Source organism: Paenarthrobacter sp. CCNWLY172 (assembly GCF_037402035.1).
Taxonomy (GTDB): Bacteria; Actinomycetota; Actinomycetes; order Actinomycetales; family Micrococcaceae; genus Arthrobacter.
Map to the genome: position 1 here is coordinate 99,478 of NZ_JBBEGB010000006.1, position 20,244 is coordinate 119,721.

Annotated in this window: 17 protein-coding genes; 13 read left to right on the forward strand and 4 right to left on the reverse strand. The window is 61.3% G+C overall.

The window, feature by feature from the left end; all coding sequences use genetic code 11:
* Positions 1-54 precede the first annotated feature (54 nt).
* A complete protein-coding gene (gene lepA / locus WBN73_RS11050; protein WP_011774924.1) occupies positions 55-1,908 on the forward strand; it encodes a translation elongation factor 4 in 1,854 nt (617 codons plus the stop codon).
* A complete protein-coding gene (gene hemW, locus WBN73_RS11055; RefSeq protein ID WP_337340276.1) occupies positions 1,909-3,138 on the forward strand; it encodes a radical SAM family heme chaperone HemW in 1,230 nt (409 codons plus the stop codon).
* Between the two features lie 31 nt (positions 3,139-3,169).
* Here hemW and WBN73_RS11060 read toward each other — a convergent pair whose 3' ends face one another.
* Entirely contained in the window at positions 3,170-3,583 is a 414-nt protein-coding gene (locus tag WBN73_RS11060; protein WP_207593641.1) for a DUF4870 domain-containing protein, read from the reverse strand.
* Between the two features lie 121 nt (positions 3,584-3,704).
* Positions 3,705-4,556 carry a DUF3097 domain-containing protein gene (locus WBN73_RS11065; protein ID WP_337340277.1) on the reverse strand — a complete coding sequence of 284 codons (852 nt, stop codon included), beginning with the start codon at positions 4,554-4,556 and terminating at the stop codon, positions 3,705-3,707.
* 178 nt (positions 4,557-4,734) lie between these two features.
* Here WBN73_RS11065 and hrcA point away from each other — a divergent pair, with 178 nt between their 5' ends.
* The 3 genes from hrcA to WBN73_RS11080 are packed head-to-tail and all read left to right on the forward strand — an operon-like array spanning position 4,735 to position 7,687.
* A complete protein-coding gene (gene hrcA / locus WBN73_RS11070; protein ID WP_089595203.1) occupies positions 4,735-5,742 on the forward strand; it encodes a heat-inducible transcriptional repressor HrcA in 1,008 nt (335 codons plus the stop codon).
* A gap of 50 nt (positions 5,743-5,792) precedes the next feature.
* Positions 5,793-6,920: a molecular chaperone DnaJ gene (dnaJ, locus tag WBN73_RS11075; RefSeq protein WP_337340278.1), complete on the forward strand. Its 1,128-nt coding sequence runs from the start codon at positions 5,793-5,795 to the stop codon at positions 6,918-6,920.
* A gap of 2 nt (positions 6,921-6,922) precedes the next feature.
* Entirely contained in the window at positions 6,923-7,687 is a 765-nt protein-coding gene (locus tag WBN73_RS11080) for a 16S rRNA (uracil(1498)-N(3))-methyltransferase (protein ID WP_337340279.1), read from the forward strand.
* A gap of 60 nt (positions 7,688-7,747) precedes the next feature.
* Here WBN73_RS11080 and WBN73_RS11085 read toward each other — a convergent pair whose 3' ends face one another.
* Positions 7,748-8,620: a GerMN domain-containing protein gene (locus WBN73_RS11085; protein WP_207597565.1), complete on the reverse strand. Its 873-nt coding sequence runs from the start codon at positions 8,618-8,620 to the stop codon at positions 7,748-7,750.
* A gap of 424 nt (positions 8,621-9,044) precedes the next feature.
* On the opposite strand from WBN73_RS11085, the gene WBN73_RS11090 reads away from it, so the two are divergent.
* The 5 genes from WBN73_RS11090 (at position 9,045) to WBN73_RS11110 (ending at position 14,536) form a co-directional block, all read left to right on the forward strand.
* Positions 9,045-10,127 (forward strand): PhoH family protein, encoded by a 1,083-nt coding sequence (locus WBN73_RS11090; protein ID WP_207593636.1) that lies wholly within the window; start codon positions 9,045-9,047, stop codon positions 10,125-10,127.
* Positions 10,124-10,597: an rRNA maturation RNase YbeY gene (gene ybeY / locus WBN73_RS11095; protein ID WP_207593635.1), complete on the forward strand. Its 474-nt coding sequence runs from the start codon at positions 10,124-10,126 to the stop codon at positions 10,595-10,597. The genes WBN73_RS11090 and ybeY overlap by 4 nt, the downstream gene beginning before the upstream one ends.
* Positions 10,594-11,925 carry a hemolysin family protein gene (locus tag WBN73_RS11100; protein WP_280622911.1) on the forward strand — a complete coding sequence of 444 codons (1,332 nt, stop codon included), beginning with the start codon at positions 10,594-10,596 and terminating at the stop codon, positions 11,923-11,925. The genes ybeY and WBN73_RS11100 overlap by 4 nt, the downstream gene beginning before the upstream one ends.
* A complete protein-coding gene (gene era, locus WBN73_RS11105; RefSeq protein ID WP_207593633.1) occupies positions 11,909-12,871 on the forward strand; it encodes a GTPase Era in 963 nt (320 codons plus the stop codon). Before WBN73_RS11100 ends, era begins: the two co-directional genes overlap by 17 nt.
* Before the next feature lie 105 nt (positions 12,872-12,976).
* On the forward strand, positions 12,977-14,536 hold the full coding sequence (locus WBN73_RS11110) for an LCP family protein (RefSeq protein WP_207593632.1): 1,560 nt from the start codon (positions 12,977-12,979) through the stop codon (positions 14,534-14,536).
* A gap of 95 nt (positions 14,537-14,631) precedes the next feature.
* On the opposite strand, the gene WBN73_RS11115 is transcribed toward WBN73_RS11110, so the two are convergent.
* Positions 14,632-16,584: a M13 family metallopeptidase gene (locus WBN73_RS11115; protein WP_337340280.1), complete on the reverse strand. Its 1,953-nt coding sequence runs from the start codon at positions 16,582-16,584 to the stop codon at positions 14,632-14,634.
* Between the two features lie 249 nt (positions 16,585-16,833).
* Here WBN73_RS11115 and leuA point away from each other — a divergent pair, with 249 nt between their 5' ends.
* From leuA to WBN73_RS11130, 3 genes are all read left to right on the forward strand, one after another.
* Positions 16,834-18,573, forward strand: a complete 1,740-nt coding sequence (leuA, locus tag WBN73_RS11120) for a 2-isopropylmalate synthase (RefSeq protein ID WP_207593630.1) — start codon at positions 16,834-16,836, stop codon at positions 18,571-18,573.
* Positions 18,574-18,659: 86 nt separating this feature from the next.
* The gene (recO, locus tag WBN73_RS11125; protein WP_337340281.1) at positions 18,660-19,412 is read left to right on the forward strand and encodes a DNA repair protein RecO; all 753 of its coding nucleotides are present in this window, start codon (positions 18,660-18,662) and stop codon (positions 19,410-19,412) included.
* 2 nt (positions 19,413-19,414) lie between these two features.
* Positions 19,415-20,239 (forward strand): isoprenyl transferase, encoded by an 825-nt coding sequence (locus WBN73_RS11130; protein ID WP_337340282.1) that lies wholly within the window; start codon positions 19,415-19,417, stop codon positions 20,237-20,239.
* The last annotated feature ends 5 nt before the right edge of the window (positions 20,240-20,244 follow it).

A 20,244-nucleotide genomic window follows, 5' to 3' on the forward strand; every position in this document is an offset into this window, starting at 1 on the left:
GCCTATGCCCAGCTCCGGGAATTGCCGTGTGAGTGTCGACAGTAAGGATCCTGCGTGTCTCCCATGGCCCGCACCGCACCGGTGCCCGCCGCAACAGATCCGGCCATCATCCGGAACTTCTGCATCATTGCCCACATTGACCACGGTAAGTCCACCTTGGCCGACCGCATGCTGCAGTACACCGGCGTCGTTAAGCAACGCGACATGAAGGCCCAGTATCTGGACCGCATGGATATCGAACGTGAGCGTGGCATCACCATCAAGTCCCAGGCTGTTCGCATGCCGTGGGAACTTGATGGCAACAGCTATGCACTGAACATGATCGATACTCCCGGCCACGTCGACTTCACCTATGAGGTTTCCCGCTCGCTCGCCGCTTGCGAAGGCGCAGTGCTGCTGGTGGACGCGGCCCAGGGCATCGAGGCCCAAACCCTTGCCAACCTGTATCTGGCAATGGAGAACAACCTCACCATCATTCCTGTGCTGAACAAGATCGATCTTCCGGCTGCCCAGCCCGAGAAGTACGCGGCAGAGCTTGCCAACCTCATTGGCGGTGACCCCGAGGACGTCCTCAAGGTCTCCGGCAAAACCGGTGTGGGTGTTGAGGCGCTGTTGGACAAAATTGTCCGCGACCTTCCTGCTCCCGTTGGCGATCCCAATGCGCCGGCCCGCGCCATGATTTTCGACTCCGTCTATGACACGTACCGCGGCGTCGTGACGTACGTCCGCGTGGTGGACGGCATGCTCCACCCGCGCGAACGCATTCAGATGATGTCCACCCGGGCAACCCACGAGCTCCTGGAGATTGGTGTCAGCTCTCCGGAGCCCACGCCATCCAAGGGCCTGGGGGTCGGCGAGGTGGGATACCTGATCACCGGCGTGAAGGACGTCCGCCAGTCGAAGGTTGGCGATACTGTCACCAACCTGGCCAAGCCTGCCTCGGAGTCGCTCAGCGGCTACGCCGACGCCAAACCGATGGTCTTCTCAGGTCTCTACCCGCTGGACGGAACGGACTACCCTGTCCTCCGCGACGCCCTCGAAAAACTGATGCTTAACGACGCCGCACTGGTTTACGAACCCGAGACGTCCGCAGCGCTGGGCTTCGGTTTCCGCGTCGGGTTCCTCGGTTTGCTGCACCTGGAAATTACCCGTGAGCGCCTTGAACGTGAGTACAACCTGGACCTCATCTCCACGGCTCCCAACGTGGAATACGAGGTGACACTGGAGGACAAGAAGGTCATCCATGTCACCAACCCCAGCGAGTACCCCACGGGCAAGATCTCCGAGGTTCGCGAGCCTATGGTTTCCGCCACCATCCTGGCTCCGAACGAGTTTGTTGGTTCCATCATGGAACTCTGCCAAAGCCGCCGCGGCCAAATGCGCGGCATGGATTACCTGTCCGAGGACCGAGTGGAACTCCGCTACTGGATTCCGCTGGCCGAGATCGTGTTCGACTTCTTCGACCTCCTGAAGTCCAAAACCCGTGGCTACGCCTCACTGGACTGGAAAGCCGACGGCGAGCAGGTTGCAGACCTTGTCAAGGTAGACATCCTGCTGCAGGGCGAACAAGTGGATGCCTTCAGTGCCATCACCCACCGCGACAAGGCCTACGCCTACGGTGTCATGATGACCGGCAAGCTCCGTGAGCTCATTCCGAGGCAGCAATTCGAGGTGCCCATCCAGGCGGCCATCGGATCGCGAATCATCGCCCGTGAGAGCATCCGGGCCATCCGCAAGGACGTTCTTGCCAAGTGCTACGGCGGTGACATCACCCGTAAGCGCAAACTGCTGGAAAAGCAGAAGGAAGGCAAGAAGCGCATGAAGATGGTGGGTCGCGTGGAGGTTCCCCAGGAAGCATTCATCGCAGCACTGACCACCGACGAGTCCAAGGACAAGGCCAAGAAGTAGATGCCCAGCGTCCTACCATTGGGCGATCCGGCGCCTGCGGACGGAGTACTTCCCCCGCAGGTGCTGGATGGCGTCGAGCACCGCAACTTTGGGCTCTACGTCCATATCCCGTTTTGCGCCGTTCGCTGCGGCTACTGTGACTTCAATACCTATACGGCCACCGAGCTTGGCGGCGGGGCTTCCCAGGATGCCTATGCCACAACTGCGGTGTCCGAACTCGACTTTGCGGCTCTGGCACTGGACGCCTCAGGGGTGCCCCGGCGGCGCATGAGCACAGTCTTCTTTGGAGGCGGTACGCCCACGCTCCTCCCCGCGGAAGACCTTGCACGAATCCTGCGGGCCGCCGTCGACCATTGGGGGCTTGAGCCTGGTGCCGAGGTAACCACCGAAGCCAATCCGGATTCCGTAACCCCTGAGTCCCTGAAGGTGCTGGCCGATGCCGGATTCACCAGGGTTTCGTTTGGCATGCAGTCGGCTGTGCCGCACGTGTTGAAGGTCCTTGACCGGACCCATACCCCCAGTCGTGTGCCGCTCGTGGTCCAGTGGGCCCGTGAGGCCGGACTCGCGGTGAGCCTGGACCTTATTTACGGTACGCCGGGGGAGTCCATGGCGGACTGGCGGTTGTCCCTTGAAACAGCACTGTCCTACGAGCCTGACCACATCAGCGCCTACGCATTGATCGTGGAGGACGGCACCAAGTTGGCGGCCCAGATCCGCCGCGGCGAAGTGCCCGGAATTGACGACGACGATCATGCAGCCAAATACGAGTTGGCTGATTCGTTGATCTCCGCAGCTGGTTTGAACTGGTACGAGGTCAGCAACTGGTCCCGGACACCCGATCAAGCGTGCCGGCACAATCTGGCCTACTGGCGCGGCGATGACTGGTGGGGCATCGGCCCCGGTGCGCACTCCCACGTAGGAGGTGTCCGGTGGTGGAACGTTAAGCACCCCACAGCGTACGCAGGACGGTTGGGTGCGGGAAGCTCACCGGCGGCAGGCCGGGAGACCCTCGACGCCGAAACCCGGGAAGTCGAACGCATCATGCTGGAAGCACGGCTCGGTACAGGGCTTGAAGTAGATGCCTTGGACGCGGTTGGCCGCCATGCAATGGCAGGGCTGATCGCCGACGAGCTGGTTGATCCCGTGCAAGCGTTCAAAGGCCGGTTGACCCTTACGCTGAAGGGCCGGCTGCTGGCTGACGCCGTAGTCCGGAGGATTCTCCCCGACTAACCCCCCAGCCGCTTGAATGGCTGGGGGAGGGCTACTTGACCCAGCGCAGGTTGAGCTTGTAACGGTGCGGCTGGCCGTGGTTGACGCGGATTCCGGCTGAGACGGAGAAGCATGTCAGGGCTACCCAGATGCCAGTGGCGATCACAGCAAAGATGTTGCCTACTACCGGCAACAGCACCAGGATGTTGGCCAGAACCGCAGCGATGGTGGGAGGCAGCGTGAAGTTCAACGCCTCCTTGGATTCCTGTGCCGTGAACGGTCCGCGGTCACGGAAGATCAAGTAGATCAGGAGAGATGGCAGGCATCCGAGAATACCGCCAAAGTGTGCCAACGTAGCCCACTGCCTGTCCTCGCTGGCGGTCAGCGGCAGCGCATTTGCAGGCGCGCCATGGTACTGGGGCTGGCCTGCGGCGCTGCCCGGTTCTTCAGGAGCGTTCTCTGCCACGGTGTGTTCCCTTTGCTGTAAAGATAGTGCGGTGTTGCTGTCCCAGAATACCGGCCCCGGCAGGCTTCCCGGGACAAACGCCACGATGACACGTCAGTTGCTGCTGCTTTGAGGCCAAAGGTCAGGGAACTGTGAGGAAGTCGATGACTTCCTCCACGCGGCCCAGCAGCGAGGCCTCAAGGTCGGCGTAGCTGCGAACCGCACCAAGAAGACGTTGCCAGCCCAGTCCTACATCCTCAGCGGTCTCGTGAGGCCACCCGAAGGCGGTGAGAATCCCGGTCTTCCAGTCGGTGCCGCGGGGTACGGACGGCCAGGCCTCAATTCCCAGAACTTTGGGCCTGATGGCCTGCCAGACATCGATGTAGGGATGGCCGACAATCAGGACGTTTCCTGCGGCGCCGGGCACAGTCATGGCGTCAGCTGCGATGCGGGACTCTTTGGAGCCGGCCACGAGGTGGTCCACCAGGATGCCGAGGCGCCGGCCGGGCCCGGGGTTAAAGGCGGAGATTGCCGACTTGAGGTCATCGACTCCGTGCAGGGGCTCCACCACAATGCCCTCGACGCGAAGATCGTCGCCCCAGACTTTCTCGACGAGTTCGGCGTCGTGTTTTCCCTCCACCCAAATGCGGCTGGCTTTGGCCACCTGGGCGCGTTGTCCTTCAACCTTCACCGAACCCGACGCCGTGCGACCGGCCTGAACGGGCGGCGTCGATTGTCGGGGGGCCGGGGGCATCAAGCGGATGGGCTGCCCCTCGAGCAGGAAGCCAAATCCGAGCTGGAACGACTTCGTCTTCCCCCGCCTGTCCTCGAGGGACACGATGTGCATGCCGCCGGTCTTCTCGACCCGGGTGACTTCGCCCACCCAGCCTGATTGGACATCTTCGAGGACCATCCCGCGTTGTACAGCTACCTCCGGCAGTTGCCGTTTGGCGGGAGCTGACAGATCCTGCGGACCCCACGTGTCGAAAGCCAAGGAGTTCCTACCTTTTGTGCTGGGTTGAATTGTTCAGTGTTGGTTTGTGCTGGCTTGGGAAAGGAAAGTTCAATGCTAGCAACGGGTTGGCTCATACTAGACTGGTTAGCACTTGGGCATGTTGAGTGCTAAGTGGACCCGGTCTCAGAGACCACGGCAGTCGTCAGGAGGTGGAGCAATGAGTGAGCCACGCAAATTGGAAGTGCTGCGTGCCATCGTTGAAGATTACGTGCATTCACGGGAGCCTGTTGGATCGAAGGCCCTTGTTGAACGGCACCATCTTGGAGTTTCAAGCGCCACCATCCGTAACGACATGGCCGTTCTGGAAGAAGAAGGCCTCATTGCAGCGCCCCACACCAGTGCCGGTCGCATTCCCACCGACAAGGGCTACCGCCTTTTCGTCGATCGCATCTCCCAAGTCAAGCCCCTTTCGGCCGCCGAGCGGAGGGCCATCCACTCGCTGCTTGAAGGCCCTGATGATGTAGACGACATCCTGGAGCGCACGGTAAGGCTTCTGTCCCAACTGACCAACCAGGTCGCCGTCGTGCAGTATCCGCACTCCAACCGCGCCTTGGTACGGCATGTTGAGTTCGTCCTGTTGGCACCACAACAAGTGTTGGTGGTGCTGATTGCCGATACCGGCAGCGTCAGCCAGAAGGTCATCGACGCTGGTTCGGACGTGGGCGACGACGCTTTGATGCGATTGAGATCCCGCTTCCTGGGCAGCATCGCAGGGACGCAACTGGCCCTGTTGCCGCAGGTGCTTCCGTCGGTGATTGCCCTGTGTCCGCCGGAGCTTCGGGGGCTGGCCCAGACGTTGGCCAACGGACTGCAGGCCTTGAGCGACAACAGCCGCGAAGAACGCATCCTGATGGCCGGTACGGCCAACCTTGCCAGGTCCAACGTGGACTTCCCCTTGAGCATCGGTCCGGTGCTGGAAGCCCTTGAGGAACAAGTTGTCATGCTTCGGTTGTTGTCAGACATGGGGGATGACCCCAGGGGCGTCACCGTGAGTATCGGCCGGGAGAATCCCTACGACGGATTGGCTGAGGCTTCCGTTGTGGCCACCGGATACGGTTCCGGTGCCAAGGTGGGGATCCTGGGCCCAACCCGCATGGATTACCCCACTACCATGGCCGCAGTCCGGGCCGTGGCCCGTTACCTTTCACGCATTCTTGGCGGCTGAACGCCGTCCCGAAGAAACATCCGCAGTACAACAAGGAAGAGATACCGACTTTGAGCAGCCACTATGACGTTTTGGGAGTCTCGCCGGAAGCCACCGGGGAAGAGATCAAAAAGGCGTACCGCAAGTTGGCGCGGAAACTCCACCCGGACGTAAACCCAGGTGAGGATGTCGCGGAGCAGTTTAAGGCCGTGACCCATGCTTATGAGGTGCTGTCCGATCCCCAGAAGCGCCGCGTCTACGACGCCACCGGCAATGAGAATGGAACGGACAGCGGGTTTGGCGGCGGATATTCCGGCCAGGGCTTCGCGTTCCAGGACATCTTCGATACGTTCTTTGGTGGCGGCGGCGGTCACGGCGGGCCGGCCTCCCGTGTCCGACGCGGCCAGGACGCACTTATCAGTGTCCGCATTGACCTGAAGGACGCCGTTTTCGGCGTCAACAAGAAGCTCGAAGTGGACACGGCCGTGACCTGCCCCACCTGTGACGGCAGCTGCTGCCGACCGGGCACCCACCCGGAACGTTGTGACATCTGTGGCGGCAGCGGCCAGGTCCAGCGCGCTGTCCGGTCCATCCTTGGCCAGGTCATGACCGCTGCCCCCTGCGGTTCCTGCGAGGGCTTCGGAACGGTCATCAAAGACCCCTGCAATGAGTGCAACGGCCAAGGCCGCATCCGCAGTCGCCGTTCCCTGACCATCAAGGTTCCTGCCGGTGTTGCCACCGGTACGCGCATCCAGTTGTCCGGCCAAGGCGAAGCAGGACCCGCAGGCGGCCCGTCCGGCGACCTCTACGTGGAGATCCGCGTCAACAACGATTCCATGTTCATGCGCGAAGGCGACGACCTCCATGCTACCCTCAGCGTGCCCATGACGGCCGCAGCGCTGGGTACGGAGTTGCAGTTGGATACTTTCGACGGCGCGCAGGACATTGATGTGAAGGCCGGAACCCAGTCAGGGGAGATCATCACCCTTCGGGGCCTGGGCGTCACGCACCTGCGTGGTTATGGCCGTGGCGACCTTAAGGTACACCTCCACGTTGAAACGCCGAGCAAGCTGGATCCTGCGCAGGAAGAATTGCTGCAGCAGCTCGCCAAGCTTCGCGGGGAGCAGTTCACTGAAGGAAAGCTTGTGGCCAGCGGCGGAATGTTCGCCAAGCTTCGGGACAAGCTCGGTAACCTGTAGCGGTGAGCAACCCCGTTTTCTTCACGTCGGCCGGCAGCCTCAGCGATGTCATACCCGGCGGCACGTTCGTGCTGGAAGGTCCAGAGGCACGGCACGCGGTTACGGTCAAGCGACTTGGTGTGGGAGAGCCCGTTGACATAGCCGATGGTGCCGGCGCGCGGTTGACCGGCACGGTCGCCGCGGCCGGGCCCGCCGGCCTCGTCGTCACTGCCTCCGACATGGCCTTTGAAGAACAGCCGGACGTCCGGCTGGTACTGGTCCAGGCCCTGGCCAAGGGCGATCGCGACGAACTTGCCATCGAAACGGCCACGGAGCTCGGAATCGACGCTGTGCTCCCGTGGCAGTCAGAGCGTTCCATTGTTCGATGGAAAGGCGATCGCGCAGCAAAGGCCCATGCGAAGTGGGAATCAGTGGTTGCTGCCGCCGCCAAGCAGGCCCGGCGGGCATGGATCCCCGAGGTGCGGACCATGGTGGACACCGGGTCCCTGGCGAAAGCCGTTGCCCAGTCTGACCTTGCCATCATCCTGCATGAAGACGCCAAGAATCCTTTGCGGACCATTCTTGTAGAGCTGGCGGCAACCAAGGCCACCTCACCCCGCGAGGTGCTGTTGATAGTGGGGCCCGAGGGTGGGATCTCGCCCCGCGAAGTGACGCGGCTCAGTGATGCCGGCGCCGTGACGGCTCTCTTGGGGCATCATGTCTTGAGGTCGTCGACGGCGGGACCTGCCGCCGTCGTGCTTGCGAGCGACATCCTGGGCCGCTGGTAGCGCTGCAGCCGGGCGGCCTTGGTCCGCTTCCGGCTCCGGGCAGCTACCGACCGTGAACAGCTACCCGACCCTGAACAGCCGCGTGTCGGTGCTTGTCGCGATGATGTCTCCGGCGCTGTCCACCTGGGAAACACGTACCTCATACTGGCCGGCCTTCAATGTCGCGCCAAAAGTGAACAACCCATACTGCCCGGGTTCGCCGGTGGCTTGCGTTTGGCCCGTGAGAAGGCTGGTCTTTTCGCCCTTGCCATTGTCCTGCAGTACCTGCCAGGCGATGGGCTTGGAGCTGTCAGTGCTCCGTCCGTTGAACTTGACCAGTCCTGTGGGCAGGGTGGTCTCTTCCTGCGGATCGATGATCCAGAGCGGGGCAACCAGGGAGGCGTCGCGGGTCATCGGCTCCCCCAGCTGCACTTGCCCGAACGCCATGTAGTCCTTGTGGCCATCAACCAGGATGACCACTTGGATCTGCTGGCCTGAATTGATGAGCCCTGAAGACGAAGCTGCGGCCGTTGCCGTGTAGACGAGTTGCTGCACTGCACGCTGCGCCATGCCGGCATCCAGGTTTGAGTTGAAAGCATCGCGGGAAATATCGACTGTAATGACGTTTTTGCCGGAAATGGACGTGGCCAGGTTGGCGGGTTCCTGCCAGGGAGTGAAGAAGTCATGATCCAACGGCTTTTCCGCCATCATGATTTTCAGGGCGGTGGTTACAGGATTTCCGTCGCCGGAGATGTCCCGGAACTCGCGGTAGAGGTAGACCTCTTCCTTGCTCCGCCCGATCCAGTAGACCGGGATCTTGGTGGAGGCCTGGGTGGTTTCCAGCGGGGCGTTGCTGGCCGGGGCTTCCTGGACGGTCAGCGGCGGCGGGGTGGAGGTGGCTTGGGTGCCGCCACCGTTGGCGATGCAACCGGTCAGCAGGAGGACAGCGAGCATCGCCGGCACGGCAACAGCGGACTTGGTCCGCTTGTTCGCGCCATGATCGTTGCTGGCTGTTTTCTTGATGGGTTTCCTGTCCTGCCCTGCATGGTTTGGCAGCCATTTGTCGGCTGGGGTGCGGGGTTGTGTTTTCACCCGCAATGCCAGCTTGGCACATCGTCGACGGCGGTCGGCCGGGTTTCCGGGGGAGGGCGCCAACTGAAACATGATTGATACCGGCTTGATGCCGAGTTGAGACAAAATGTCCGCATCAGCCCCGGGGTGCCGAATGAGGCTGCCGGGGGAGGTTCATCGCGGGCGGGCTGGCGTAGGATTGGAGACATTCCGGCATCAACGCGGGCAACGAAAGTCCGCAGAGAATGTCGAATCGATGGCGTTATTACAGACCAACCGGAGGAGAAAAGGCCCGCGGGCCAGCACTATGAGTGAATCTTTGAACGGGCGGCTCAGGACCGGAAACGGCAACCAGCCGCCCAACGAGTTCCCGCACACATTACCGGGCACACGCACGGAAGTCGTCACCTTCGACAACTCCGACCAGATGGTTCACTCGCTGGGCAGCCATGACGAAGCCCTGAGGTACATCGAGGAACAATTCCAGGATGTCAGCTTCCATGTCCGCGGCAACGAGCTCTCCATGACCGGCCCCTCCACCGTCATTCCCCGCGTCATGCGCCTCCTGGAGGAAGTCCGTGGGCTTGTGGCGAAAGGGACCGTGGTGAGCCCGGACATCCTTCAGCAGCTGGTGTCCCTGTTGAGGGCCCAGTCGGTGCAGAACCCGGCTGATGTGCTGACCCACAACATCCTTTCCAGTCGCGGCAAGACCATCCGTCCAAAGACACTGAACCAGAAGAACTACGTGGATGCCATCGACGCAAACACGGTGATTTTTGGCATCGGTCCAGCTGGCACGGGCAAGACGTACTTGGCCATGGCCAAGGCCGTGCAGGCGTTGCAGATGAAGGAAGTCAGCAGGATAATCCTGACGCGGCCTGCGGTGGAGGCGGGGGAGCGGCTCGGTTTCCTGCCCGGTACATTGAGCGACAAGATCGATCCGTACCTTCGCCCGCTGTATGACGCCCTCCACGACATGATGGATCCGGAATCCATCCCACGGTTGATGGCTGCAGGCACCATTGAGGTGGCACCGTTGGCGTACATGCGCGGACGTACGCTCAATGACGCCTTCATCATTCTTGATGAAGCGCAGAACACCACACCGGAACAGATGAAGATGTTCCTGACCCGCCTCGGCTTCGGTTCAAAAATGGTAGTCACCGGCGACGTCACCCAGATCGACCTTCCGCTGGGCGCAACGTCGGGCCTTCGGATCGTCCGGGAGATCCTGACAGGCATAAACGACGTCAATTTCTCCATTCTTGAGGCGGCCGACGTAGTCCGGCATCGCCTGGTGGCCGACATCGTGTCCGCCTACAGCACCTGGGATGACGCGCACCGCAAAGACGCGTCAGGCACACATTACAAACGTGGAGAACGTCAATGAGCATTGAAGTCAACAACGAGTCCGGTGTGACGGTGGACGAAGCCCAGCTGGTGACGTTGTCCCGCTTCATCTTCGAACGGCTCTACATCCATCCGCAAGCGGAGCTTTCCATTCTCCTGGTGGATGAACCCGCCATGGAGAAGCTTCACATCGAACTGATGGATGAACCCGGGGCCACCGACGTCCTGTCAGTGCCCATGGACGAGCTCACTCCAGGCACCCCGGATAAGCCAACCCCGCAGGGAATGCTGGGCGACATCGCCATCTGCCCCCAGGTGGCCGAGGTACAGGCCCGCAATGCCGGTCACGCCACCCAGGATGAGATGCTGCTCCTGACAACCCATGGCATCCTCCACCTTCTGGGATTCGACCACGCCGAACCCGAGGAAAAAGAAGAGATGTTCGGTTTGCAGCGCGAACTGCTGTCTGAATTCCTGGGCAAGGATGCCCCCATGGAGACCATGCAGTGACCTGGATCATCCTGGTCGGCATGGCGCTGGTTTTCCTCAGCTTTGTCGCCCTGTTGACGGCTGCTGAAGCCGCGTTCAATTTCCTTCCCCGGCACGAGGCCGAACAATCAATTGTGCGCAGCAAGGGCAAGGCCCTGAGCGGAATCCTCAAAGCTCCCATTGCCCACATGAGGGCCCTGCGATTCTGGCGTGTGTGGTTCGAGATGGCCGCTGCAGTAGCTGTGGCGGTAGTGCTGCACAGTTTGCTCGACAACGTCTGGCTTGCCGGGCTTGCTGCTACCGGCATCATGGCCGTCATCGGATTCGTGCTGGTGGGGGTGTCGCCGAGGCAGCTGGGGAGGGCCCATTCCGGTCCCGTTGTTCGCTTCACGGCTCCGCTGATCCGCTTCCTCTGCTGGGTTCTCGGCCCCATTCCCGGGTGGCTCGTGGCCCTCGGCCAAGCAGTGGCTCCTGGCGCGCCCAGCGGTGATGACGCATTCGTCAGCGAAGAAGAGTTCCGCGAATTCGTGGACCGCGCCGCAGAATCGGACATGATCGAGGACAACGAGGCTGAACTCATCCATTCGGTCTTCGACTTCGGCGACACGTTGGTCCGTTCCGTCATGGTTCCCCGCACAGACATTGTCAGCATCGGTACCGGATCGGACCTCGAGACAGCCATGGGCCTCTTCTTGCGGTCGGGCTATTCCAGGATTCCGGTCATCGGTGAGAATACCGACCAGATCCGCGGAATCCTTTATTTGAAGGACGTCGCCGCGGCCATGTATCGAGGCGAACCCGGACTGCAGGCGCACGACGTCGACTCCCTCGCCCGGGACGTCCGCTACGTTCCTGAATCCAAGCCCGTGAGTGACCTTCTCAGGGAACTGCAGCAGGAATCCACCCACGTGGCGATCGTGATCGATGAGTACGGCGGTACCGCCGGACTGGTGACCCTTGAGGACCTCATCGAGGAAATCGTGGGTGAAATCGTGGATGAATACGATGCCGCGGCAGAAGAAGCAGTGGACCTCGGTGACGGTACGTTCCGGGTCAGCGCCCGCATGAGCATCGACGACCTCGGTGAACTGTTCGACATTGACCTCGACGACGACGAGGTGGACACCGTAGGCGGCCTCCTTGCCAAGGCCCTGGGGCAGGTCCCGATTGTCGGCAGTTCAGTTGATGTGGATGGAATATCGCTCAGGGCGGATAGGCTTGAGGGTCGCCGAAACAGGGTCAGCCACATCATTGCGGCAGCCATGCCAAAGGAAGACACTGACTTTGAAGACCTACTCGATGACGCCGACTCAACGCAACAGGGAGTTCCACGTGAGCAAGCAAAATAAGAAATTCGATGCCGATAATGACTTCGGTGGCTTCCACGCAGGCTTCTCTGTGCTGGTGGGTCGGCCCAACGCCGGCAAATCGACACTGACCAATGCCTTGGTTGGCCAGAAGGTGGCCATCACCTCGGCCAAGCCGCAGACCACGCGGCACACCATCCGCGGTATTGTCCACCGCGAGGATGCGCAGCTGATCCTGGTGGACACCCCTGGCCTGCACAGGCCGCGCACGCTCCTGGGTAAGCGGCTCAATGATCTTGTGGCCGATACCCTGGCCGAAGTGGATGCCATTGGATTCTGCCTGCCGGCGAACGAGAAGATCGGCCCCGGCGATAAGTACATCGCGGCTCAGTTGGCAGCCGTGGGGAGGAAGCCGATCGTTGCCCTTGTCACCAAAACCGACCTTGTTGACCGCCAGGCCTTGACCGAGCAATTGCTCGCTGTCGCTGCTTTGGGACGCGATGTCCTGGGGGAGCAAGGTTGGGCAGACATCGTCCCCGTTTCAGCGGCCGACGGATTCCAGGTCTCCACTGTCGCGGACGTATTGATCAGCCACATGCCGTCATCGCCCCCGCTGTACCCCGACGGTGAACTGACGGACGAGCCCGAAGCAGTCATGATTGCGGAACTTATTCGAGAGGCTGCCCTGGAAGGTGTCCGCGACGAACTTCCCCACTCGCTGGCCGTAGTGGTGGAGGAGATCGTTCCCCGTGAAGGTCGAACCGAGGACAACCCGCTCCTGGACGTTCGGGTCAACCTCTATGTTGAGCGGCCCTCCCAGAAGGCCATCATCATCGGCAAGGGTGGCAGCCGGCTGCGTGAAGTCGGTACCAACGCACGGAAGGGCATCGAGACACTTCTGGGCACCCGAATCTACCTGGATCTGCATGTTAAGGTGGCCAAGGACTGGCAGCGGGATCCCAAGCAACTGGTCAAACTCGGGTTCTAGCGGGCAAGACACGTCCAGGCATTGTAGAGGCGCGATAAGGAACTTCCCAGAATCGGCAACTATGATGGCGGGAATCCACGTGTTTGAGGAAAGGTAAACCGAATAGTGCGACGTCGTGACGCCCGCCCACAGGGCACCGGCACCGCTGACCCCGTTGCGGCTCGCCACGGTGAGGATGCCGAGGGCACTCCCCGCCACATGAAGGCCCGCAAGGGACTTCCGTTGTGGTTGAAGATTGTTACTGGCGTGGTCTCTGTGGCCCTGGTGGCAGGCGTGGCTTTTGCTGCCTTTTGGTTCATCCGGTTGCAGAGCAACATCACCAAGGCTCCGCTGAGTGCAGGGGAGACCCGCGACAGCGGTGAAACCCTGGCCAATGACAAATCGGACCGCCTGCAAATCCTTATTCTTGGTTCTGATACCCGTGACGGGAAAAACTCGGAGTACGGAAGCACGGAAGACTCCACCGGCTACGGTCATTCGGACGTCATGATGCTGCTGGATATCTCAGCAGACAACAAGCGCGTCAGTGTCATGAGCTTCCCGCGTGACCTGCTGGTGGACGTGCCGCAATGCACCGATCGGACAAACAACCAGACGTTCCCTGCCCGCAGCGGTGTGATGATCAACGAGGCCATGGCCGAGGCGGGCATCGGCTGCGCTGTTGACACCGTCAATAAATTGACCGGTTTGGAAATCGACCACTTCATGATGGCGGACTTCAACGCCGTCAAGGAGTTGTCCCACGCTATTGGCGGCGTGAATGTCTGTGTCAGCGACCCCGTCTTTGACCCGGACTCCCGCCTTCGCCTGCCCAAAGGTGATTCCCTGGTTGAGGGCGAACAAGCCCTGGCTTTCCTGCGGACCCGCCACGCTTTTGGCGATGGAGGCGACCTCGGTCGTATCAAGGGACAGCAGGCTTTCCTCTCGTCCTTGACCAGGAAGCTCAAAGACGAAGGAACGTTGGGTAACCCGCAGAGGCTCCTCCAGATTGCCGACGTGGTCACCCAGAACCTCACCGTCGATGAGGGCCTGGCATCCGTTCCGTCGCTGCTGACCATCGGAGGGCGGTTGAAGGACATTGATGTTTCCAAGGTTGCGTTCGTGGCTGTCCCGACCCAGGCAGCAGCAGTTGATCCGAACAGGCTGGAGCTTGTGGAACCGCAGTCATCCCAGCTCTTTTCAGCTTTGCGTGCCGACCTTGACCTGACCACACCCGGTGCCACCTCGTCGCCCGCTGCCAGCGAAACTCCTGCACCGCAGCCCACGGCGTCGACTCCTGCGGTCCCCGCCTACGACAAAGCGATCCAGCCGGTGGCAGTGGCCAACGGCAGCGGAGCAGCCGCGCGGGCCCAGGAGATCATGTCGGTTCTGACAGGCGGTGGCTTTACCCAGGCGGTTTCCTATTTGGCAAACCCTGTGGACCAGACAGTGATTTACTACGGGGCAGGCTTCGCCGATGTTGCTGCAGACGTGGCTGCGCTCTACGGTATTCCGGCGGCCCAAGTGCAGGAGGCTCCTGGCGTGGCGGGGGTTCAGCTCTATGTGGGTACGGACTTCGCCGCCGGCACTACCTACGGAGCAACCTCCGTGCCATCGGACGTCGTCAACCAGACCGCGAGCGATGCCGTCTGCCAACAAGTGAACCCGTTGTACATCGACCAATAGTCAGTACTTGGACCAGTATCGGGCTGCGAGGCAGCCATACACTGAAGAGGCCGGGCCAGTTCTTTACGAACTGGCCCGGCCTCACTTTTCCCTTCTTACCAGATGCTGACGCGGTCTCCGGATTCCAACCACATGCCGTCTCCGGCGCCGACACCAAATGCTTCATGGAACGCATCGAGGTTGCGGGCGATGGCGTTGGTGCGGAACTCGTTGGGGGAGTGCGGATCGGTGGCAAGCCGTCGGATCGCCTCTTCACGGCGGATTACCTGGCGCCAGCCTGCTGCCCACGACATGAAGAAGCGTTGCTGGCCAGTGAAGCCGTCGATCTCCTCAGGCTCTTTGCCTTCCAGGCTGAGGAGGTAGGCCTTGTAGGCAATGGTCAGGCCGCCGAGGTCGCCGATGTTCTCGCCGAGGGTGAGCTTGCCGTTGACCTTGTGTTCTGGCGCCGCGTAGGGGGAGAGGGCGTCGTATTGAGCCACCAATTTGGCCGTGAGGGCTTCGAACGCGGTCCGGTCCTCATCAGTCCACCAGTTGCGCAGTGCACCGCTGCCGTCGAACTGCGATCCTTGGTCGTCGAAGCCGTGGCCGATCTCGTGGCCTATGACGGCACCGATTCCGCCATAGTTCACAGCGTCATCAGCATCTGCCGTGAAGAAGGGCGGCTGGAGAATTGCGGCCGGGAAGACGATCTCATTCAGCATGGGGTGGTAGTAGGCATTGACCGTCTGCGGAGTCATCAGCCACTTATTAAGGTCAACAGGCTTGCCGATCTCGTCCAGGTGACGGTCGACGTCAGCATCATGTGCGCGCTCCACGTTGCCCAACAGGTCGGATGGATCGATGACCACGGCTGAGTAGTCGATCCATTTTTCCGGGAAGCCAATCTTGGGGCGGAAGGCCTCCAGCTTCTTGAGCGCTTCCTTCTTGGTTTCCTCGCCCATCCATGCCAGGGAGGAGATGCTGTCACGGTAAGCCTCGATCAGATTGGCAACGAGCGTCTCCATCCTTGCTTTGTGGCCCGGGGGGAAGTGCCGCTCCACGTATATCTGTCCGACGGCTTCGCCAAGCGCAGCTTCGACAACGGCAACTCCACGCTTCCAGCGTTCCTTGTTCTGGGGCGTGCCGCTGAGTGTAGTGCCGTAGAACTCGAAGTTGGTGTCCACGAATTCGGACGAGAGGTACGGGGCCGCCGAACTCAGCACCCTCAGTGTCAACCATTCCTTCCACGTTTCCAACGGCTCGGACTCCAGCAAGCCTGCTGCGCCGGCGAAGAAGTCCGGGGTGCTGACAACGATCTCGTTTCGCTTGGCTGCGTCGACACGGGCTGCCTGGAACCAGGTCTCCAGCAAGGGGAACAGTTCCGTTGCTTCTTCTGCCGTCTTGAGGTTGTAGGTCTTCTGGGGATTCCGCAACGTGACGTTGTCCCAGTGGTGCGCAGCCAAGGCAGTTTCGAGGGCGACGATGCGCACTGACGCTGCTTCGGCGTCCTTGATTCCGGCGAGGGCGAGCATCTTGGCAACGTACCCGGTGTAGGCCGAAACGATATCGGCAAACTTTTCTTCCCGGTAGTAGGACTCGTCCGGTAGTCCAAGGCCGCCCTGCCCGATATACAGGAGGATGCGCTCGGGGTTGCCGGCGTCAGGGGCCGGGTAGATTGAGAAAAGCCCGGAGACGTCGGAACGGAAGAGGCGGCCTATCAGGCCGGCCAGTTCCTGGGTTGATCCCACGGCGTTGACGTCCTCGAGCCGGCCCCGGATGGGGTCAAGGCCTTTGGCCTCTGCTGCGGCCTCATCCATGAAGCTCGCGTAGAGTCCACCCACCTGCTGCTCGACGCCGGTTGCCGACTCTCCTTTGCCTGCAGCTTCTTCGATAATTGCTTTGACGGCCAACTCGGCTCCGTCCCGCAAAGCGGTGAACGTGCCTTCCAGCGGCCTGTCGTCAGGGATGGTTGTGCTGTTGAGCCACGCGCCGTTGACGTGTTGGTAGAGGTCGTCCTGGGGCCGGACGCTGTGATCGATGTTCGAAAGAGTGATCCCCGACTGTGGCACTGTGGCTCCTTGTGTGGACACAGCAGCCGGCGTTGCCACCGTCGCTGCGTCTGCATAGTGGACTTTGCATGAGGTGTTGCACTGTCATCATACGCATCGTGTTACTGTGATTTTGTGCGTACGGCGATGCTTCTTCTTAGCTGCCGCGGCGGGGCCTGAAAGCTATCTGAAGCTGGGCCATCCTCGCCGCGGAGTTCCGTTGTGTCCGGCTAAGCTTTCATTTAGTTCTTAGAGAAAAGGCCACACGTCATGCGTAATGCACAAAAGCCCTCCGGTATGCCGATTCACCGCTACCTGCCATTCCAGGACCAGATCACCGTAGAGGTTCCTGACCGCACGTGGCCGGACAAGGTCATCACCAAGGCCCCGCGTTGGTGCGCGGTTGACCTGCGCGATGGTAACCAGGCACTGATCGACCCCATGAGCCCGGCCCGCAAGCTGAAGATGTTCCAGCTGCTCGTCAAGATGGGCTACAAGGAGATTGAGGTCGGCTTCCCCTCGGCATCGCAGACCGACTTCGACTTCGTACGCCAGCTCATCGAGGGCGGCCATATCCCGGATGACGTCACCATCCAGGTCCTGACCCAGGCGCGTGAACACCTGATCGAGAGAACCTATGAGTCACTGGTGGGCGCCAAACAGGCGATCGTCCACCTGTACAATTCCACGTCCGTACTGCAGCGGCGCGTCGTGTTCAACCAGGACGAGGATGGCATTCTGGACATCGCCCTGCAGGGTGCCCGACTGTGCAAGAAGTACGAAGAAACCCTCGAAGATACGCACATCACCTATGAATACTCGCCGGAGTCCTTCACGGGAACCGAGCTGGAGTACGCTGCCCGGGTATGCAACGCCATTGCCGACGTCTTCGAGGCTTCTGCCGACAACCAGGTCATCATCAACCTTCCGGCCACTGTGGAGATGGCAACCCCGAATGTCTATGCCGACTCCATTGAGTGGATGCACCGTAACCTGCACCCCCGTGAAGGCATCATCATTTCCCTGCACCCGCACAATGACCGCGGTACGGGCGTGGCCGCTGCCGAACTGGGTTACCTGGCGGGTGCCGATCGGATTGAAGGCTGCTTGTTCGGCAATGGTGAGCGCACCGGCAACGTGGACCTCGTAACGCTGGGGTTGAACATGTTCGTGCAGGGCGTCGACCCCATGATCGACTTCTCCGACATCGATGAAGTCCGCCGCACCGTTGAGTACTGCAACCAGCTGCCTGTCCCGGAACGTTCTCCGTACGGTGGTGACCTCGTCTTCACGGCGTTCTCAGGGTCGCACCAGGACGCCATCAAAAAGGGTTTCGAAGCGCTGGAGAAGGACGCTGCGGCGGCGGGTAAGCCGGTGGATGACTTCACCTGGCAAGTTCCGTACCTGCCGGTTGACCCGAAGGACCTCGGCCGCAGCTATGAAGCCGTGATCCGGGTTAACTCGCAATCGGGTAAGGGCGGTGTCGCCTACCTGCTGAAGAACGAGCACAACCTGGACCTGCCCCGGCGCGCCCAGATTGAATTCTCCGGAGTCATCCAGCGGCGCACGGATGCAGTGGGTGGCGAGGTCAGTGGTGCACAGCTGTGGCAGGTCTTCCAGGATGAGTACCTGCCGTCCGACGAAGAGCAGGCACAGTGGGGTCGCTATGCGCTGGGAAGTGTCAGCACTGAGACCGACGAGTCCGGCGCCATGACCATGAACGCAACCCTGCGGATCGACGGCGTGGAGGTTCGGCGGACTGGCCACGGCAACGGACCCATCGCTGCTCTGTTGGACATCCTGCACCACGACGGCGTAGACGTCCGCGTGCTTGATTACAGCGAGCATGCCCTGTCCGAGGGCGGCAGCGCCAGTGCAGCAGCCTACGTCGAATGTGCCGTCGGCGAGCGGGTCCTGTGGGGCGTGGGCATTGACCCCAGCACCACCACGTCATCCCTCAAGGCCCTGATTTCGGCCGTGAACCGCGCCGTGCGGGACTCCCGGGCCTAGGGTATCCAGCGTGTGGTGACGGGAAATACCGTCACCACACGGTCCGGTGGTCGCCGAGCGGGCCGATCATAGTGCGAAGATTAGTTGTGGCCAATCCGTCGTTTGCAGCACGGTCCTACAGGGACGATGCCGTGGTGCTCCGTACCCACAAGCTGGGCGAAGCGGATCGCATCATCACTCTCTTGACCAAGCATCATGGCCAAGTCCGCGCCGTCGCCAAGGGTGTGCGCAGGACCAGCAGCCGTTTCGGCGCTCGTCTGGAGCCGTTCATGGTGGCGGACTTGCAGCTTGTCTCCGGGCGGACGTTGGACATTGTGACACAGGCGGTGGCCAAGGGCGCCTATGGAAGCAGTATCGCGGCAGACTATGGCAGGTTCACGGTGGCCGCTGCCATGACGGAGACCGCCGAAAAACTCACGGATGCCGACACGGAGTCGGGGACCGCCCACTACAACCTGCTGGTGGGAGCCTTGGCTGCCTTGAGCCGTTCAGACCATCCACCCGAACTTATCCTGGACTCCTATCTGCTGCGCGCTTTGGCCACGGGAGGGTGGGCGCCGAGTTTCACCGATTGTGCCCGTTGTGGCCGGCCGGGACCTCATACGGCCTTTGCCGCCCCGGTTGGCGGTATGGTGTGCATCGACTGCCGCCCTCCTGGTTCGCCGGCGCCGGCAGCGGAGACAGTGGTGTTGCTTGGTGCATTGCTGACAGGCAACTGGGGCGTGGCTGATGCATCGGATCCCCGGCATCGGCGTGAAGCCGCAGGACTGGTTGCCACGTATTTGCAATGGCATTTGGAACGGGCGCTGAAATCACTCAAACACGTGGAGCGAAGCTGACAGTGGCACTTGGTAAGAAGAGCAGGACAACAACGGCCAGGACGGCACCGGTCGTTGCGCCGTACGGGCACCCCTCCGGTGCAGTGCCGCCGGGTATTCCCAGTGAACTTATTCCGCAGCACGTGGCAATCGTCATGGACGGCAATGGGCGGTGGGCAAACCAGCGTGGACTTCCCCGCATCGAGGGTCACAAGGCCGGTGAGCCTGCCTTGCTTGATGTGATGGCAGGGGCCATCGAACTGGGAATCAAGTACGTCAGCGTGTACGCCTTTTCAACCGAGAACTGGCGGCGTTCGCCCGAAGAAATCCGCTTCCTTATGGGATTTAACAAGGATGTACTACGACGCCAGCGGAACCAGCTTGACGAATGGGGCGTGCGCATCCGATGGGCCGGAAGACGCCCGCGGCTTTGGGGTTCTGTCATCAAGGAACTTGAAGAAGCCGAGGAATACACGAAGGCCAACGACACGTGCACGTTGACCATGTGTGTTAATTACGGCGGCCGCGCCGAGATTGCCGACGCCGTCTCTGCCATTGCCCACGATGTCGCCGAAGGGCGTTTGAAACCCGGATCTGTATCCGAGAAAACCATCCAGAAATACCTGGACGAACCCGACCTCCCGGATGTAGACCTTTTTCTTCGCAGTTCGGGGGAGCAGCGGCTCTCTAATTTCCTCCTGTGGCAGTCTGCCTATGCGGAGTTCGTCTTCATGGACACGCTGTGGCCGGATGTCGACAGGCGGACGCTGTGGGACGCCGTCGAGATTTATGCCAAGCGCGACAGGCGCTACGGAGGGGCCGTGGACGCGGCGCCCGCCGGCAAATAGCACGC